This is a genomic window from Bacillus sp. FJAT-27445 (assembly GCF_001510665.1).
Classification (GTDB): Bacteria; Bacillota; Bacilli; order Bacillales; family Cytobacillaceae; genus Bacillus_D.
The window spans coordinates 459,772-475,085 of sequence record NZ_LMTI01000001.1; the positions used below are offsets into that span (position 1 = coordinate 459,772).

Here is a 15,314-nt window from a genome sequence, read left to right on the forward strand (position 1 = left end):
AGGTTTGGTTGTCAGATAAAGCCTGGATATGTGACAACCGCAGGTCAAAATCGGGTTTGGTTGTCAGATAAAGCCCGGATATGTGACAACCGCAGGTCAAAATCGGGTTTGGTTGTCACTCAAAATCATTTGAGTGACATTCTAAGGGGGAAATCCGGTTCGGTTGTCTCTCAACCCCCATTTGAGTGACATTCTAAAGGTAAAATCCGGTTTGGTTGTCACTCAAACTCCGGATGTGCAAAATCAATAGCCAATTAAAAAGAGAGGAAGCCTAAGTACCAAGGCTTCCTCTTTCCTTATAACTTTACTGCTGTCCCTTTTCAAAATTTAAATCCCAGATCACGCCGAAATCATCGCGGACTTTTGCGTATTTCGCTCCCCAGAACGTATCCTGGAGTTCCATAAAAACGGAGCCATTTCTAGAAAGCGCTTCGTAAACGCGATTGATTTCCTCTTCGCTTTCGAATTCTAGGACAAGCGAAACATTGTCGCCCGCAGTTACATCGCGGCCCGGCGATGAGTCGGATGCCATGATGACCAACTCGCCAACACGCAGGCGGCCATGGATGATAAGGTTATCCGCTCCGGGAGGGGTTGGGAAATCGGCTTCCCCGTAAGTTTGCATGCCCTCAAGTTCTCCACCGAAAATTTCCTTGTACCTTTCCAAAGCCGGCTTTGCATTTCCATTAAAGCTCAAATAGGGCGTTATAACCTGTTTCATAAACGTTCACTCCTCTTAAAATAGTTCTTTATATAGTTTCCATAATAAGATTGGAACTCCTGCACAAAACTAATATTAATTCAAGAAGGCAGGGATCCAAATGAAAAAGCTAATCCTCTTTATGGCAGCATGGCTGTTGTTCCTTTTTCCAACATACACTCTGGCGCAAAAGAAAATCCCCATCCTTGTTTACCACTCCATAGCTGAATTCAAAGGCACAGGGCAAAAAGAGCTGTATGTGACGCCGGAGAATTTTCAAAAGCAAATGGAGTACTTAAAAGCGAATGGCTTCACGTTGTTGACGTTTGAACGCTTGGGTGAAGCACAGCGATTCGAGAAACCAATTTTCCTAACATTCGATGACGGTTATAAGAACAACCTGAACGTGGGGGCCATTTTTACAAAAATAAGGGGTGAAACATTCCGGCCGGCCGCGACATTGTTCATCATTTCCGACTTTATCGGGAACAAAAACCGTTTGTCTAAAGAAGATATACAGCAACTTGCTGCGTCGGGGATGTTCTCAATCCAGTCCCATACAGCAAACCATCCGGACTTAACGAAAATCACAAATTACAATTACGAACTTGGAGAATCCAAGCGGAAAATCGAACAAATTACCAAAAAGCCAGTCATTGCGATTTCGTATCCTTACGGGAATGCGAACCGGAAAGTGATTGATGAAACAAAAAAGTACTATCAATTTGGATTGACGACAACGCCAGGCCCTTTTGTAAAAACTAATGGGCCAAATGAGAACTACGAGCTGCCGCGCACGTATGTAAAATATTCAACCACATTGGAGGAATTTACGCGTATTGCCGCTGGGGAATAAGGATTCTTCAGCGGAGCCAGCCTTCAGTTCAAGGCATAACAATTTCATCCACTTTCGCAACGTGATAAGATGGACATTAGAACAGAGAGAGCTTGGAGTGTGATTGAATGGATAAGGAACAATTGGACATCAAATTGATTGCACTGGACATGGATGGCACACTTTTAGATGACAGCCATCAGGTTTCCGATGAAAACCGCAGGGCAATCACGGATGCGGAAGCGAAAGGAGTAAAGGTTGTACTCAGCACCGGCCGAAATCTGGCAACGTGCAGGGACTATGCGGTTTCGCTCGCGTTATCTTCCTACCTGGTGACAATTAATGGAGCAGAAATTTGGGGGCCGGAAGGGGAGCTTGTAGAACGGAACCCGGTCAGCCTGCCATTGATGGAATGGATGTATGATATTTCAAAAAAGCATAAAACAAACTTTTGGGCGATCAGCACGGAACGAGTTTTCCGAAACGAGATGCCTGAAAACCTCGGCGACCACGAGTGGTTAAAATTTGGCTTCGATGTCCCTGAGGATGCAGTAAGGGAGACGGTTCTAAAACTCCTCCGCGATAAAGGCGAGCTTGAAATCAGCAATTCAAGCCCGACAAACCTTGAAGTTAACGCAATCGGCATCAACAAAGCGGAAGCACTGAAAAAAGTGTGCGAGTTTCTGGAAATCAAAATGGAAAATGTCATGGCTGTCGGTGACAGCATGAATGACATGTTGATGATAAAAGAAGCGGGTCTTGGAGTCGCCATGGGAAATGCCCAGCAGCTTGTTAAGGACGAAGCGGATTGGGTAACTTCCACCAACAATGAGTCAGGCGTTGGCAAGGCAATCCGAAAGTGGGTATTAAGCGAATAAACTGATTTACCCCTCGCAATTGCGGGGGGTTACTTTTTTCATTCGGGAGACAATTGAACACTCCCTATGGGGTTTTAATCTGCCTGAATTATTTTCAAAGAGGAGGAGATAATTTTGGGGGACGCAAAACTTCTGATATAATAAACGCAATATAGGATGAAAGGGGATTGCTATGGGAATCGTTGGCACTTCGATGTTCAAAGCCTATAAGAAAAAGATTTTTTCATTGCCATCCCCTTTACGGGACGAAGATTTGAGGAACAGGCAATTCCTTTTGGAAAAAGACGAGAAGAGGAAGCTTGAAATCTATTACACGCCATTTGACTACATAAATACAAATGCAAAAATCCTGATCGCCGGCATCACACCGGGCATGCATCAGATGCGGGTTGCATACCAAACCGTCCATAGTTTTTACAGCCGACAGGTTTCGGATGAGGAGATTCTTCATGAGGTGAAAAAGCGATCAAGCTTTGAAGGATCAATGAGGAGAAATCTCGTTGCGATGCTGGACGAGCTTGGACTGGCTGAACATCTTGGCATACAATCGTCGATGGAACTTTTCGGAAAAGAAAACCACCTTGTTCAAACAGCTTCCATCTTGCCACATGCGGTTTTTTTTGATGGCAAAAATTACAACGGCTCAAGGCCGGACCCGTGGAAAACGGACTTGCTCCGTTCCCACATCGAAACCTATTTCGCGAATGACCATTCGATATTGGAAACTCCGCTCATTATTCCGCTCGGAGTGAATGTCGCGCGTGTGTTCATGGAGCTTGGCAAAAGCGGCCGAATGGATACACGGCATATGGTGACAGGCTTCCCGCATCCGTCAGGCAGCAACGGACATCGCCACAAACAATTCGCGGCAAACAAAGAAAAAATGCGGCAGGAGATTGGCCACTTTTTCAAGTAATCACTGTCCCGCCGCATTTTCCGTTCAGTTCGTATCATTAACCAGAAATCCTCATCAAACGTTGGCTCGTCATCTCGTCGAGCAGCTTGTTATTGAGTGTCCTGGCCATTTTTTGCGTCATATCAAGGACGCGCCTCATGCCTTCCTTATAGCCGCGCATAATCGCCAGCTCGTCGCAGCGAATTTCGGATTCAACACTCAGCTGATCCCTCTCAACTGGATGGTCAATATGGCCGAGCTCATGCCAGATGATCGCTTCCTTGACCTCTGGGTCAGCGCAAAATTGTTTGTAATCGTAAACGACAATGAACCAGTCAATCCCAGGCATCATCGATTTATAAAACATTGTCAAAAGCCTCGTATCAATTCCGGCCAGTTCCAAAATACGTCCGCTTTTCAGCCCATACGCCTGCAGGATTGTATCCTGCCCTTCCAAAATGACAACCTTCCCGCTAAGCCCGTATTTATCCTTATCTAGCACCTCGCAAAAACAAATCATGCTGTTTTCCCCCGTTTGCTGTTTTTCTCTGTTATCATTGTTAAATGTATATGCACCATTTAAACAATGTTTTATAAAAATATTATTTTTGTAATTATACAACAGTGAAAACGCTTACTAAAAGAGTGAAATTTGTGAATTTTCAAAATAAATTACTTGACAAACGAAAAGAGGTTTTTCCATTTGGTTGACAAAGTTATCGTTTATACAATGAATGACTGTATTGAGTGCACAATGGTGAAAAGGGTTCTCGCGGAGGAGGGAATCCCGTTTGAAACGAGAAATATTTCCGAGGATCCTCTTTTTAAAAAAGAAGTCGAACAGTATGGCTTCCTGGGCGTGCCAGTAACTGTTTACGGAGAAAAAGCCGTAAAGGGCTTCAGGAATGAATTGAAAGAAATGATTGATCTAGCAAAAAGAAACAGGCCGCTGCCCTGATTAAGGGTGCGGCCTTTATTTATATTTTTCCTTAATCAAGCTTCCTCAAGGTCTCGCCCTTTGCCCGTAGAATTTCATCCACAAAAAAGAAAATCAGCGAGGCACCGAGGCTGTAGAAAACCATGAATTCGCCGCCAATTAGGACGAGCCCAAAGAGGACGTGTAGGATGAACCTTGTCAGGAAAGCCAGCTTTCCAGATGATATTTTACTAGAAACATATTCTGCGAAGAAGGCGGCTGCCAATCCATACGTCATAATGGCAATAGCGAAGACAAGCAGGATCATCCATATTGGTCCTATATCTATTTGTTTATAAAAATAAATGAAAACAGCAAGCGTGGATAAAGGAATCGCCAGCAAGCCAGCTTTAACTTTCCGCATCGCGATGGTCCAAACCATGGAATCAACCTCCCACATTGCATTTTCACCTTCTAAAAATTCACATAGACGATGGACAACGCCACGACAAAAAGAGGAATAAAGTAGCCATAAACCGCAGCTTTTTTAAAAGTGATGTATTTTCCTACTGAAAAAACGACCGCTCCGATGATCACTCCGTACGTGCCCGGGAAAGTCAGCAATCCGGTAAAGCTCTTTTCAAAAAGGCCAATACCAAAAACTATTGAGAAAAGGATTCCAGCCAATAAGCAATGAACGACATAATTCCAGCGGGATTTAAATTTTTTTATGAGTACATAGGAAAGCACCGTGGCAAGCGTAGTACTGTAGATAAACGGGATGGAATAAACGGACAAAACGATTAAGGAAAGCTCTTGATAATCACTGGTTATAAAAAGGATACTCAATACGAAATTCATAACGGTAACGGAAAGCAGAAAGGCGATAAAACTTAACGAACTGCCAATGAAATACCTATGCAAGGTCACCATAGTTTCCTCCTAACGCGGTAGTGAACAACCACATTCTTACAGTAGTATTTCGTCAAGTTGATTATTATTCCTTCTAGTTCGCGGAAATAGTGTTTGTTGAAGTACTCCTCTTTTTATAAAAATCCAACTGGGCGAAAGCAAAATGTTTCCTATTCCGCCAAGTCTGCTATACTCTTACGTATGGGTTAATTGGTTAACCTGCGATATTGTAATTTTTAGGAGTATTGAGATGTATCAGACTTTTACAACAAAAGAAAAAATCAAACAAATTTTCACCATGCTGATTCCAATCCTGATTACCCAACTTGGGATGTTTTCAATGGTATTTTTCAGCACGATTATGTCTGGAAAATACAATCCTGCCGACCTAGCCGGAGTGGCCATCGGTTCGGCGATCTGGAATCCGGTTTTTGTCGGCTTGAGCGGAATCCTGCTCGCGGTTTCGCCTATTGCAGCACAGAAATTTGGAGAAAAGAAAGACCACGAGGTTTCCTCAATCCTTTCACACGGAATTTACCTTGCGATTGCGGTTGCGTTGATTGTCATCATCGCAGGGGCGATAATTCTGAATCCATTATTAAACGCGATGGATTTGAATTCGCGTGTCCATGAAACTGCGCACAGCTACCTGGTTAATCTCGGGTTAGGAATCATTCCATTGTTTATCTTCAACGTACTGCGTTCATTCATTTACGCGCTTGGCAAAACGAGAATCGTCATGGTTATCCTCTTGCTAGCGCTGCCGGTCAATTTTTTCCTGAACTTTGTGCTTATTTTCGGAAACCTTGGATTTCCCGAGCTAGGCGGGGCGGGTGCGGGGATTGCAACATCCGCTACGTTTTGGGTGATTACGGGAATAACCGCCTACATTGTGAAAACAAAGGAACCTTTTTCGGCCTACGTGTCTTTCGCCAACTTCAAGGAATTTTCGAGTGAGCGTTTTTCGGAAATCCTGAAAATCGGCGTCCCGATGGGGTTGTCACTCTTTTTTGAAACGAGCATGTTTGCCGTCGTTACGATCCTCATTTCAAAATTCAATGTCACAACGATTGCGGCATATCAATCGGCTTTGAATATTGTTTCGTTCCTGTACATGATCCCGATTTCAATCTCAATGGCGCAAACTGTTCTCGTCGGGTTCGAAGTCGGCGCACGGAGGTACCGGGATGCCCGGGCTTACAGTTGGCTTGGCATTATCCTCGCCATCATCACCGCCACAGGCACGGGAATTCTCGTCGTGCTGTTCCGCGATCAGGTTGCCGGCCTCTATTCGAATGATGCGGCTGTAATAGCACTGACCGGATCGTTCCTGATTTACGCTCTGTTCTTCCAGATTGCCGATGCCATCCAGGTAACAGCGCTTGCGGCACTCCGCGGCTACAAGGACGTGAACCTCGCCTTCGTCATGACGCTGATTGCATACTGGCTTGTCTGTTTGCCAATCGGTTATATTTTGGCGCATAACACCGGGCTTGGCGCTCCGGGATACTGGATCGGACTGACAATCGGCCTTTTGGCAGCCGGAATCGCGCTGTCTTCAAGGCTCCTCTACATTCAGAAAAACAAATTTCCAAGCGAAGACGCTTTGGCAAAAAGCCTTTAATCCGGAAACGGGTTGAAGGCTTTTTTCTGTTTAAGGGCCGCTTTTTTGAAAAAAAAAAACCGTTTCTGTCCTTAAACCACGGTTTGGGCATTAAAATGAGGAAGTTCAGTATGAAAATGAGCATCTTCCCTGTAAAAAGGGCAGGGACCACCTTATATTCTAGTCATTATTGGAGATATTCTAGCGATTATTGAGAGTATTCTAGTCATTTTTCAAGACATTTTAGTTTATCTATAGAATTATGGAAATTGAACAGTCGGAATGCAATGATTCTCCACCTTGAATCAGCCGCACCATAACCAATTTTACGAAAAGCCTTTTATCAGCGCTGAACCACATTTAGAGATGAAAAACTAAGTTTAGCCAGCCACACTTAAACCCCTCTAAAAATATTTTCCACAAAATGCTTTCCCTTTTCCAAACCTTGGCTTATAATCAACTGTATTAAGAGTAGTAGTACACCTAGTACACGTAGTACAGATAGGGGGTCACCATGTTCGATCTTGACCTTAGGAGCCGGAAGCCGATTTATGAGCAGCTTGTTGAGAAGCTGAAGGAGTTGATTGTCAATGAAGTTTTAAAGCCTGATGAGCAGCTTCCGTCGGTGCGGACGCTTGCGCAGGAATTGACAATCAATCCGAATACAATTCAGAAGGCATACCGTGAGTTGGAAATTCAGGGGTTCATTTACTCGCTGAAGGGCAAGGGCAGCTTTGTAAACCCAATTGCAAAAGGGATGGAGAAGGAGAAGATTTCGCAGGTGAAGCAGGAACTAGAGAAGCTTATTTTAGAAGCATTGTTTCTTGGCGTGACGGTGGAGGAGCTGCAGGCCATGATCGTAGAGACAGATGCCAAGAAGGGGGCAGACTGAAATGATTCAAATGAAAAGCGTGGTAAAAGCATTTAACAGCCAGCCTGCCGTTCAACGTGTCGACATGAACATCGGGCAAGGATCCATATATGGTTTGATTGGTTCAAACGGTGCGGGGAAGACAACACTGATTAAGATGCTGGCAGGCATTTATCGTCAGGACAGCGGTGAGGTCACAATGGACGGGGAGCAGGTTTATGGGAACACAGCGTTAAAGGATAGGATCTTTTTCATCCCTGACCAGCCGTATTTTTTGCCGCAGTATACAACAAAGCAAATGGCGCAGTTTTATCGAAGCATGTATTCCCGCTGGAACGGACAGCGTTTTGAAAAGTTGAAGGAAGTTTTCGAGATTGATATGAACAAGAAAATCCATACGTTTTCAAAAGGGGTTCAGCGGCAGGTTGCGTTTTGGCTTGGGCTGTCCGCAATGCCGGATTTCCTGATTCTCGATGAACCGATGGATGGCCTCGACCCAGTCGTTCGTAGGAAGGTAAAGAACCTGCTAGTCCAGGATGTGGCCGAAAGGGAAATGACGATTTTGGTATCATCCCATAACTTGCGTGAGATCGAGGATTTTTGTGACCATATCGGGATTTTACATAAAGGGAAACTTCTTCTCCAAAAAGATATTGATGATTTGAAGTCAGACATCCACAAAGTACAACTGGCTTACAAGGATGGAATTCCAGAGGGCCTGACTGAACAATTGAACGTACTCCACTCCGAGCGAAGGGGTAGTGTACAAGTCCTGATTGTGAGGGGCAGCGAGGACGAAATAGTAGATTTAATCAAAAAGACCAGCCCGGTCATTTTCGATTGGCTTCCGCTTACCCTTGAGGAAATTTTCATCTATGAAATGGGGGATATTGGATATGCCATCAAGAATGTCATTGTTTAATAAGGATTTGATCCTCCAGATTGCACGGAGTGTCGGCTGGATTTCGATCGTGTATTTCCTCGTCCTCCTTTTTATCCTGCCAATCAGGATGTTGATGTTGTATTCGGATAGGGAACTGCATGTATGGACCCCAAGCGAAACTTTATTCCAATATGATTTTGGTATACAATTCGTCCTTGTGATTGCAGCGCCAGTGCTGTTGTCGGTTTTCCTGTACCGATTCCTTCACGTCAAGCAATGGTCGGACCTGATGCACAGCCTTCCGGTAAAAAGAACGCATATTTACCATTTTTATACGGTGGCGGGATTTGTTTTCCTTGTACTACCAATCCTGCTTATTTCGGCAATCATTCTTGCCATGCAAACGGCATATGGCTGGAATCTCTATATGTCTGTTGAAGATATCGCCGTTTGGGCTGGGCTGACGATTGTTTTTAATATTGTCATTTACCTCGCTGGGGTTTTCGTCGCCATGGTAACCGGCATTTCCGCGGTCCAGGCAGTACTAACATATATCTTCTTGCTGTTTCCTGCGGGTATCTCCCTATTGGTCATTTACAACCTCGGGATGTTGCTCTACGGGTTCCCGAGCAGTTATTACAGGATCAACAACATTGAATATTTATCGCCAATCACGCACCTGACGATCATGGAATCGGCAAATGGGCATATTGGCTGGAAACAAGCGCTGATTTATTTGGCAATATCGGCCGTTTTGTATGTACTTGGCCTATTTATCTATCAAAAAAGGAAAACAGAAGCAGCCTCTGATGCGATTGCTTTTGACTCACTAAAAGTAGTTTTTAAATTTGGCGTTACCGTCTGCACGATGATGCTAGGCGGAATGTATTTCGGGAACGGCCAGCACACTATGGGATGGATGGTGTTTGGTTATGCGTTTGGGGCATTCATCGGATACTTTGTTGCCGAAATGGTTTTGCAAAAAACATGGCGGGTTTTCGGGAATCTTCGCGGGTTTGCGGTATACGCCGGAGTAATCGTCCTGTTGATTTTGGGTCTCCAGGCTTTTGGCCCGTACGAAAAGCATATTCCCGCCCAAAACGAAATCAAAAGCGTAATGGTTACCGAATTTCTCCACAGGTATGAAGAAGCCGATTTGTTGTATCGCCCGGTTCCGCTGAAAGGCGAAAAGGCAATCGAAATGGTCCGGAAGCTTCATGCCGCCATTATCCAACGGGAAAAATCAAACTGGCAGGATCCGCGGATTACCCAGCAGTTTTTCTTTACGTATGAACTGGAAAACGGCAAAAAGGTTGTCCGTGAATACAACATCAACGCCGATGAATACAAATCATGGCTCAGGCCTCTCCAGTTAACAAAGGAATACAAGCATTCCATCAATCCGATTTTTAAATTAAAAGAGTCCTCGGTACGGAAAATTCGGATAAACGATGGCGTTGGATTAAACAAAAAAGTTCTGATTTCCGACAGCCAAGAGGTTAAAAAGGCTCTCGCCATTTTAAAAAGAGAAGTCGAAAATGAGTCGTATGAAGAATGGAAATACCCAATCGGCACAAAAGCGGTCATCGAAATCGAATCCTACCAGGGAGTGGTTCAGCTCGACTTAAAAAAATCATACAATGAGTTCGCCGCTTGGCTGAATGAAAATGAACTTTTGGAGGAAGCAACCGTCTCTGCAAATGATGTGGACTACATCGCAGTTATGAAAAATGCCCCGGATTTAATGCACCAATACGGAATCGAAGAATTGTTTGAAGGTCCGATGAAGCAAGATCCAAGTACATTAATCATAAAAGACAAAAAAGACATTCAGCAGGCATTGGACCAGTCAAGGAATGGCTGGAACGAAAGCGATGCCTATGTCACGGTCGTAGTTTATAAACCGTACGGAATGAAGGAATTGAGGTCATTTGACGAAAAGAATGTTCCGGATTTTATTAAAAGCCATTTTTAATATGTACTTTTTTACAAACGAAAGGTGGGCAACCGGATGAACGAGCTGGACTTTGACTATTTATATACAACCTACGCGGGCAAGCTCCGTCAAATCGCATATGGAATTATCAGGGACATCCACCTCGCCGAGGATGTTGTCCAGGAGAGTTTTTTAAAAGCATACAAAAAACTTGGTACGATTCAGGACACGGGTAAAATCGCCGCCTGGCTTGGTTCTGTGACAAGAAGGACTGCTCTTGATTTTGTAAGGGGAGAAAAACGGAAGCGCTGGATGCCTGCCGACCAAACGATTATGGAACAACGGATTTCGGAGCAGGGATCCGCTGAATCGACCGAGAAGAAGATTGAAATGATGGCGCTTAAGGAAGAGGTGCGCTGTGCCGTTTTCCGGATGGGGTTGGAGTACCAGAATGTGCTTGTGCTCCGGATTGATTACGGTTTGAAAGAGGATGAAATCGCGTCCAAGCTGAATCTTAAATCGGGTACGGTCAGGACGCGGCTCTACCGGGCGCGGCTCCATTTGAGAAAGACAGTCCTTGAGAAGCAGTCCGCATGATTCTTGTAAAATTTTTCAGATTAGGAGATTCATTATGATTACGATACAGAATTTGTCCCACGACTTTGAAATTGGGAAAAAGGGTAACAAGACGGTGATTCCAGTCCTTAAGGATGTTTCGCTTACGGTTGAAAAAGGGGAAATTGTTACGATCGTCGGTCGGAGCGGTTCGGGGAAATCGACACTTCTCAACCTTGTGAGCGGGTTTATCCGCCCGAAGAAAGGCGAAATCATCATTAACGGAACGAATGTTTCGAGCTTAAATGAGGCGAAGTTCGCTGATTTCCGGATCAGGCACCTAGGCTTTATCTTTCAAAGCTTTCAGCTGATCCCGAGTATGACGGCGTATGAAAACGTTGAATTGCCGCTTGTTTTACAGGGAATGAGCGAGTCCAGGCGGAAACAGAAAACGGAAGAGATGCTGGCGAAAGTCGGCTTGCTTGAATACAGGGATCACTATCCGGGAGAACTTTCCGGCGGCCAGCAGCAGCGGGTCAGTATTTCAAGGGCGCTAATCATCAATCCGCCAATCATCCTTGCAGACGAACCGACAGGAAGCCTGGATAGCGAAACGGAAAAGGAACTCCTCGATTTCATCGTCCAGCTGAACCGGGAGCTCGGCATCACATTCCTGATCATCACTCACGATGAACAGGTAGCGAGGATTGGGCACCGCACGGTTGAACTGAGGGATGGCAGGGTTTTTGAGGGGGTACACGCATGAAGCTGAAGGATCAGTTCCGGTTCGTCCGGCAAAATATGAAAAAAAGCAAGACCCGCGTTTTTATGACGATATTGGCAGCGGCGATGGGGAGCGCATTCCTTATTGTCCTCGCCTCAGTAGGGTTTGGCCTGCATTCATCGGTCGTAAAAGAAATCACCGAGCGGCAGATTGTAACGGAGATTCAAGTTCACGGGAAGTCGGAAAGTACAGATGGACACCACCAAGTTACTGATAAAGACATAGCCAAATTTGAGAAAATCAATAATGTTAAGGCAGTGACAAGGCGGAAAAGCCTTCAGCAGGAAGGGTACTTTGAATACGGCAGCCATGAAGCGTTCGCCCAGACCGTTGTTACCCATATGCCTTCCGAGCTGAAAGCCGGCTTTGAATTGTCTGAGGGCAAGGTTGCTGAAAAAGACAACGAAATCATCCTTGGCTACAATTTCCTCGATGGGTTTGTCCCGAAGAATTTTGAAGGCGACGACCTGTACGACAATACTGGGAAAATTAAGAAAGAGCACCAGGTTGGCGAATCATTGCTCGGAAAAACGCTGACACTGACGGTCCGGAAGTTCGAGGATGGCAAAGAAGTGAAAAAGCCGTTCGAGGTAATAGTGGCAGGCATAAGAAAAGAGCCTTCGAAACAATGGATGCATGACAGGACCGTTTTTATTTCCGAAGGCCTTATGAAGCAAATTGAAGCATTCACCGGAACGCCGCGGGGCATGATGAAGGACCAGAACAACCCAAATATGGAAGTCGAGCCGCGTCCGGATGATTCCTATGATGAAGTGAAAGTGTACGCTAAAAATCTTGAAGCGGTTAAAGCAATTTCAGATAAACTTGAAAAAGATAAGTATTATGTCTACTCGGTCGTGAGCGAGTTGAAAAATGTTAATACGATGTTCACGATTGTAAAAGCCGGATTGATCTTCATCGGCACCATAGCCGTCCTGATTGCCTCGATTGGCATTTACAACACGATGACAATGGCGGTCACCGAGCGCTCACAGGATATCGGCATCATGAAGGCAATCGGCGCGAATCCGAAAACAATAAAGAGCATTTTCCTTTTGGAGAGCAGCTACATCGGAATTATCGGCGCCATGATTGGAACGACGGTCGCCTATTTGATCAGCTTTGCCGTCAACTTCAGCCTCCCGCTCATCATCGAGCAGGCATTCGGTGAAACTCCGCCGGAAGGTCTAATGTTCAGCAGCATCCCTTGGTCGCTTCCCGTTATCAGCTTCGTCATTTGTTATCTAGTTACAATCATTTCCGGCTTACGTCCGGCAAAGCGCGCGACCCAGGTCGATGTGCTCAGCGCACTGAGAAGGGAAGTATAAGTTTGTTTGTGGAGCATCCTGGCTGGGTTGGGCTGGGGTGCTCTTTTTTTTTAGTTTGTTGCACAAAGACACTGTTGATGAACTCCGGTGGGTTCGGGGTTAACACGTGGCGGTTGTCACGATAATCCATGATGATTAGTGACAACCAATGGCTAAAACCCGTCTTGGTTGTCAGAATAAGCCCGGATATGTGACAACCGAGGGCCCAAATCGGGTTCGGTTGTCAGAATAAGCCCGGATATGTGACAACCGAGGGCCCAAATCGGGTTTGGTTGTCAGAATAAGCCCGGATATGTGACAACCGCAGGTCAAAATTCGGTTTGGTTGTCATTAAGTCAAGACGTGGAATTCTTGTAGTTAGGGCGGAGTTTTTAGTTAAGCGACATTTTGAGATAGCGAGTGCTAGCAGATAGATACCTATTGCTATCAATTGCTAAAATTCATAGATACAGACGGTTCTTACCCATGTGTCCCCAAGCTCTTGTTAGGAAACAGCTATTCTACAAATCCCCCCTCACCCCGCCATAACACAAAAAACCCCAAGCCGAAACCCGGCCCGGGGCACATAAATTTCTAGCAATACAACTCAACAAAATACTGCGGATTCAGTTTCTCGCCTGTTACCCGGGCGATTTTTTCGTTCCATGGATAGACGGCGCCTGGCTTGAAGAATTCCTCAATCAAGAGCCTGCCGGTTTCTTCAGTAAAGAAATCAGGTGAAATCGTCCGCTCAATGTAGCGCTGAAGCTGGGCGGCAGTAAGTTCGCCGAGTGCATAGTTATGATAATAAACCGGTGCTAGCGTGAAATGGATTTTTGCCGCCCAATCCGGATTGTCAACATCATCCGGCGGAGTGACAAGCTGGATGTCCTGGACGGTTTTCCACCAAAGGGAATTCAAATCCTGATCAGGATTGTCATATAGTTCTTTTTCAAAAAAGACGAAGGTAATGATCCAGCGGGCGGAAATAAGCATTTGCAGCTGCTGGAATTTTTCCAGTTCTGGAGCCAATTCAGAAATTGTCGCCTCATCAAGACCGAGGAAACGCGACAGCCAGCGCTGATCCTTGCCCATTTTTCCAAAAAGCATTGCAATGGCTTCGGTTGTCAGCGTGTGGCTGTAGGAACGAAGGGCAAACGGCAGGCTGGAATCAATGTATTTAAAATATGCGGCATGCCCGAACTCGTGAAGGTTCGTTTCCATCCAATACGCATTCTCGGTCAGGTTACACAGTACGCGGACATCGCCGGAACGGTCAATATCGGTGCAAAATGCGGTCGGGTTTTTCTTCTCACGCGGGTAAAGATCACTTTTTTCGTAAAGGTCAGTAACATCTATTCCCATCGCATTGAAAGTGTCCGATGTTAGTCCGACTAGGTCCTTACCTTTGTAAAAACTGTCGAGATTCGTTGCATCGGAAGGGGGAGCTTCCTGGAAAAACGGGTCCACGTAGTGCCACTGGCGGATTTCGGATACATCAATCCCGAATTTCTCCGCAAGCCGGCCATCGAGTTCCGCTTTCATCGAGCGGTAGGTAGAATCCGACTGCTCAATAAAATCCTTGAAGATGCCCATCACTTCATCACGGTCAAGCTCCTGAAGCTCAAACGCCATTTCGTAGTAATTGTTGTAGCCAAGCAGACGAGCTGACTCATTCCGCTTTTTAATAAGCTCAAGCAAATCCTTTTCGACTTCACGGCCCACTTCCTTGCTGGCGAACCAGACCTTTTTGCGTAGCTCTTGGTCGCTGCTGTTCATCAGCACATCACGAATATCATTTGCCGAATACGCCTTGCCATCGACTTCCGGTGAATAGGTATTAAAGCGCAAATTAAGTTCGGAGGACCGCTTTGACAGGTCTGCGAGGATTTCCTCAGGAAGCTGGTTCCGCTTCATGTTGTTAACAAACAGTTCAAGTTGTCGCTTCTGAACTTCATTAAGTCCATCTTCTTTTAAAAATTGCTGGGCTTTCTCATATGTATCCTTGTTGGCAAAAAATAAACTGAATGCAGTGCTTGCTTTTGTCAGCTTGCCAGCCCATTCTGGGTCCCCGGTTGTCTGTGCCATCCAGCTTGTGTTTGTCACGTTTTTTAAAAGTGTTTCCATTTCCTCATTTAACCCCTGCAAAAAAGTTTCAACACTAGACATTGTGCTCTCTCCATTTCTACCATAAAATTGTCTTAATACTAAAAATTGTATAACAATTATAATGAAACTA

The 15,314-nt window shown here is 45.2% G+C and carries 16 protein-coding genes; 11 read left to right on the forward strand and 5 right to left on the reverse strand.

Annotated elements, in window-relative coordinates:
* Nucleotides 1-304: 304 nt before the first annotated feature.
* Nucleotides 305-721 carry a VOC family protein gene (locus AR337_RS02220; RefSeq protein ID WP_059170373.1) on the reverse strand — a complete coding sequence of 139 codons (417 nt, stop codon included), beginning with the start codon at nucleotides 719-721 and terminating at the stop codon, nucleotides 305-307.
* Nucleotides 722-821: 100 nt separating this feature from the next.
* Here AR337_RS02220 and AR337_RS02225 point away from each other — a divergent pair, with 100 nt between their 5' ends.
* The 3 genes from AR337_RS02225 to AR337_RS02235 all read left to right on the forward strand — a co-directional run bounded on the left by AR337_RS02225 (nucleotide 822) and on the right by AR337_RS02235 (nucleotide 3,329).
* The gene (locus AR337_RS02225) at nucleotides 822-1,556 is read left to right on the forward strand and encodes a polysaccharide deacetylase family protein (protein WP_059170374.1); all 735 of its coding nucleotides are present in this window, start codon (nucleotides 822-824) and stop codon (nucleotides 1,554-1,556) included.
* 107 nt (nucleotides 1,557-1,663) lie between these two features.
* Nucleotides 1,664-2,413, forward strand: coding sequence for a Cof-type HAD-IIB family hydrolase (locus tag AR337_RS02230; protein ID WP_059170375.1), 750 nt, complete (start codon nucleotides 1,664-1,666; stop codon nucleotides 2,411-2,413).
* A gap of 172 nt (nucleotides 2,414-2,585) precedes the next feature.
* Nucleotides 2,586-3,329 (forward strand): uracil-DNA glycosylase family protein, encoded by a 744-nt coding sequence (locus tag AR337_RS02235; protein WP_059170376.1) that lies wholly within the window; start codon nucleotides 2,586-2,588, stop codon nucleotides 3,327-3,329.
* A gap of 37 nt (nucleotides 3,330-3,366) precedes the next feature.
* Here the strand turns inward: AR337_RS02235 and AR337_RS02240 are convergent, their stop codons facing one another.
* Entirely contained in the window at nucleotides 3,367-3,828 is a 462-nt protein-coding gene (locus tag AR337_RS02240) for a hypothetical protein (RefSeq protein WP_059170377.1), read from the reverse strand.
* 183 nt (nucleotides 3,829-4,011) lie between these two features.
* Here AR337_RS02240 and AR337_RS02245 point away from each other — a divergent pair, with 183 nt between their 5' ends.
* Nucleotides 4,012-4,266, forward strand: coding sequence for a glutaredoxin family protein (locus AR337_RS02245; RefSeq protein ID WP_156424280.1), 255 nt, complete (start codon nucleotides 4,012-4,014; stop codon nucleotides 4,264-4,266).
* A 31-nt stretch (nucleotides 4,267-4,297) separates the two neighbouring features.
* Here the strand turns inward: AR337_RS02245 and AR337_RS02250 are convergent, their stop codons facing one another.
* Nucleotides 4,298-4,666 (reverse strand): hypothetical protein, encoded by a 369-nt coding sequence (locus AR337_RS02250; protein WP_156424281.1) that lies wholly within the window; start codon nucleotides 4,664-4,666, stop codon nucleotides 4,298-4,300.
* Between the two features lie 32 nt (nucleotides 4,667-4,698).
* Nucleotides 4,699-5,157: a hypothetical protein gene (locus AR337_RS02255; protein WP_059170379.1), complete on the reverse strand. Its 459-nt coding sequence runs from the start codon at nucleotides 5,155-5,157 to the stop codon at nucleotides 4,699-4,701.
* A gap of 229 nt (nucleotides 5,158-5,386) precedes the next feature.
* Here AR337_RS02255 and AR337_RS02260 point away from each other — a divergent pair, with 229 nt between their 5' ends.
* From AR337_RS02260 to AR337_RS02290, 7 genes are all read left to right on the forward strand, one after another.
* Nucleotides 5,387-6,760: an MATE family efflux transporter gene (locus AR337_RS02260; protein ID WP_059170380.1), complete on the forward strand. Its 1,374-nt coding sequence runs from the start codon at nucleotides 5,387-5,389 to the stop codon at nucleotides 6,758-6,760.
* 493 nt (nucleotides 6,761-7,253) lie between these two features.
* Nucleotides 7,254-7,631, forward strand: a complete 378-nt coding sequence (locus tag AR337_RS02265; RefSeq protein ID WP_059170381.1) for a GntR family transcriptional regulator — start codon at nucleotides 7,254-7,256, stop codon at nucleotides 7,629-7,631.
* 1 nt (nucleotide 7,632) lies between these two features.
* The gene (locus AR337_RS02270; RefSeq protein ID WP_059170382.1) at nucleotides 7,633-8,532 is read left to right on the forward strand and encodes an ABC transporter ATP-binding protein; all 900 of its coding nucleotides are present in this window, start codon (nucleotides 7,633-7,635) and stop codon (nucleotides 8,530-8,532) included.
* Nucleotides 8,507-10,468, forward strand: coding sequence for a DUF6449 domain-containing protein (locus tag AR337_RS02275; protein ID WP_059170383.1), 1,962 nt, complete (start codon nucleotides 8,507-8,509; stop codon nucleotides 10,466-10,468). The genes AR337_RS02270 and AR337_RS02275 overlap by 26 nt, the downstream gene beginning before the upstream one ends.
* 36 nt (nucleotides 10,469-10,504) lie before the next feature.
* Nucleotides 10,505-11,026, forward strand: a complete 522-nt coding sequence (locus AR337_RS02280; RefSeq protein WP_059170384.1) for an RNA polymerase sigma factor — start codon at nucleotides 10,505-10,507, stop codon at nucleotides 11,024-11,026.
* 34 nt (nucleotides 11,027-11,060) lie between these two features.
* The gene (locus tag AR337_RS02285; protein ID WP_059170385.1) at nucleotides 11,061-11,750 is read left to right on the forward strand and encodes an ABC transporter ATP-binding protein; all 690 of its coding nucleotides are present in this window, start codon (nucleotides 11,061-11,063) and stop codon (nucleotides 11,748-11,750) included.
* Nucleotides 11,747-13,096 carry an ABC transporter permease gene (locus AR337_RS02290; RefSeq protein WP_059170386.1) on the forward strand — a complete coding sequence of 450 codons (1,350 nt, stop codon included), beginning with the start codon at nucleotides 11,747-11,749 and terminating at the stop codon, nucleotides 13,094-13,096. The genes AR337_RS02285 and AR337_RS02290 overlap by 4 nt, the downstream gene beginning before the upstream one ends.
* Nucleotides 13,097-13,669: 573 nt before the next feature.
* On the opposite strand, the gene AR337_RS02295 is transcribed toward AR337_RS02290, so the two are convergent.
* Entirely contained in the window at nucleotides 13,670-15,244 is a 1,575-nt protein-coding gene (locus AR337_RS02295) for a M2 family metallopeptidase (protein WP_059170387.1), read from the reverse strand.
* Nucleotides 15,245-15,314 lie beyond the last annotated feature (70 nt).

What these genes read in the sequence shown, in the direction of transcription:
- AR337_RS02250 (WP_156424281.1), bottom strand. Translation starts at nt 4,666, where the DNA reads ATGGTTTGGACCATCGCGATGCGGAAAGTTAAAGCTGGCTTGCTGGCG.
- AR337_RS02275 (WP_059170383.1), top strand. Translation starts at nt 8,507, where the DNA reads ATGCCATCAAGAATGTCATTGTTTAATAAGGATTTGATCCTCCAGATT.
- AR337_RS02220 (WP_059170373.1), bottom strand. Translation starts at nt 721, where the DNA reads ATGAAACAGGTTATAACGCCCTATTTGAGCTTTAATGGAAATGCAAAG.
- AR337_RS02260 (WP_059170380.1), top strand. Translation starts at nt 5,387, where the DNA reads ATGTATCAGACTTTTACAACAAAAGAAAAAATCAAACAAATTTTCACC.
- AR337_RS02295 (WP_059170387.1), bottom strand. Translation starts at nt 15,244, where the DNA reads ATGTCTAGTGTTGAAACTTTTTTGCAGGGGTTAAATGAGGAAATGGAA.
- AR337_RS02225 (WP_059170374.1), top strand. Translation starts at nt 822, where the DNA reads ATGAAAAAGCTAATCCTCTTTATGGCAGCATGGCTGTTGTTCCTTTTT.
- AR337_RS02265 (WP_059170381.1), top strand. Translation starts at nt 7,254, where the DNA reads ATGTTCGATCTTGACCTTAGGAGCCGGAAGCCGATTTATGAGCAGCTT.
- AR337_RS02240 (WP_059170377.1), bottom strand. Translation starts at nt 3,828, where the DNA reads ATGATTTGTTTTTGCGAGGTGCTAGATAAGGATAAATACGGGCTTAGC.
- AR337_RS02255 (WP_059170379.1), bottom strand. Translation starts at nt 5,157, where the DNA reads ATGGTGACCTTGCATAGGTATTTCATTGGCAGTTCGTTAAGTTTTATC.
- AR337_RS02280 (WP_059170384.1), top strand. Translation starts at nt 10,505, where the DNA reads ATGAACGAGCTGGACTTTGACTATTTATATACAACCTACGCGGGCAAG.
- AR337_RS02285 (WP_059170385.1), top strand. Translation starts at nt 11,061, where the DNA reads ATGATTACGATACAGAATTTGTCCCACGACTTTGAAATTGGGAAAAAG.
- AR337_RS02235 (WP_059170376.1), top strand. Translation starts at nt 2,586, where the DNA reads ATGGGAATCGTTGGCACTTCGATGTTCAAAGCCTATAAGAAAAAGATT.
- AR337_RS02290 (WP_059170386.1), top strand. Translation starts at nt 11,747, where the DNA reads ATGAAGCTGAAGGATCAGTTCCGGTTCGTCCGGCAAAATATGAAAAAA.
- AR337_RS02270 (WP_059170382.1), top strand. Translation starts at nt 7,633, where the DNA reads ATGATTCAAATGAAAAGCGTGGTAAAAGCATTTAACAGCCAGCCTGCC.
- AR337_RS02230 (WP_059170375.1), top strand. Translation starts at nt 1,664, where the DNA reads ATGGATAAGGAACAATTGGACATCAAATTGATTGCACTGGACATGGAT.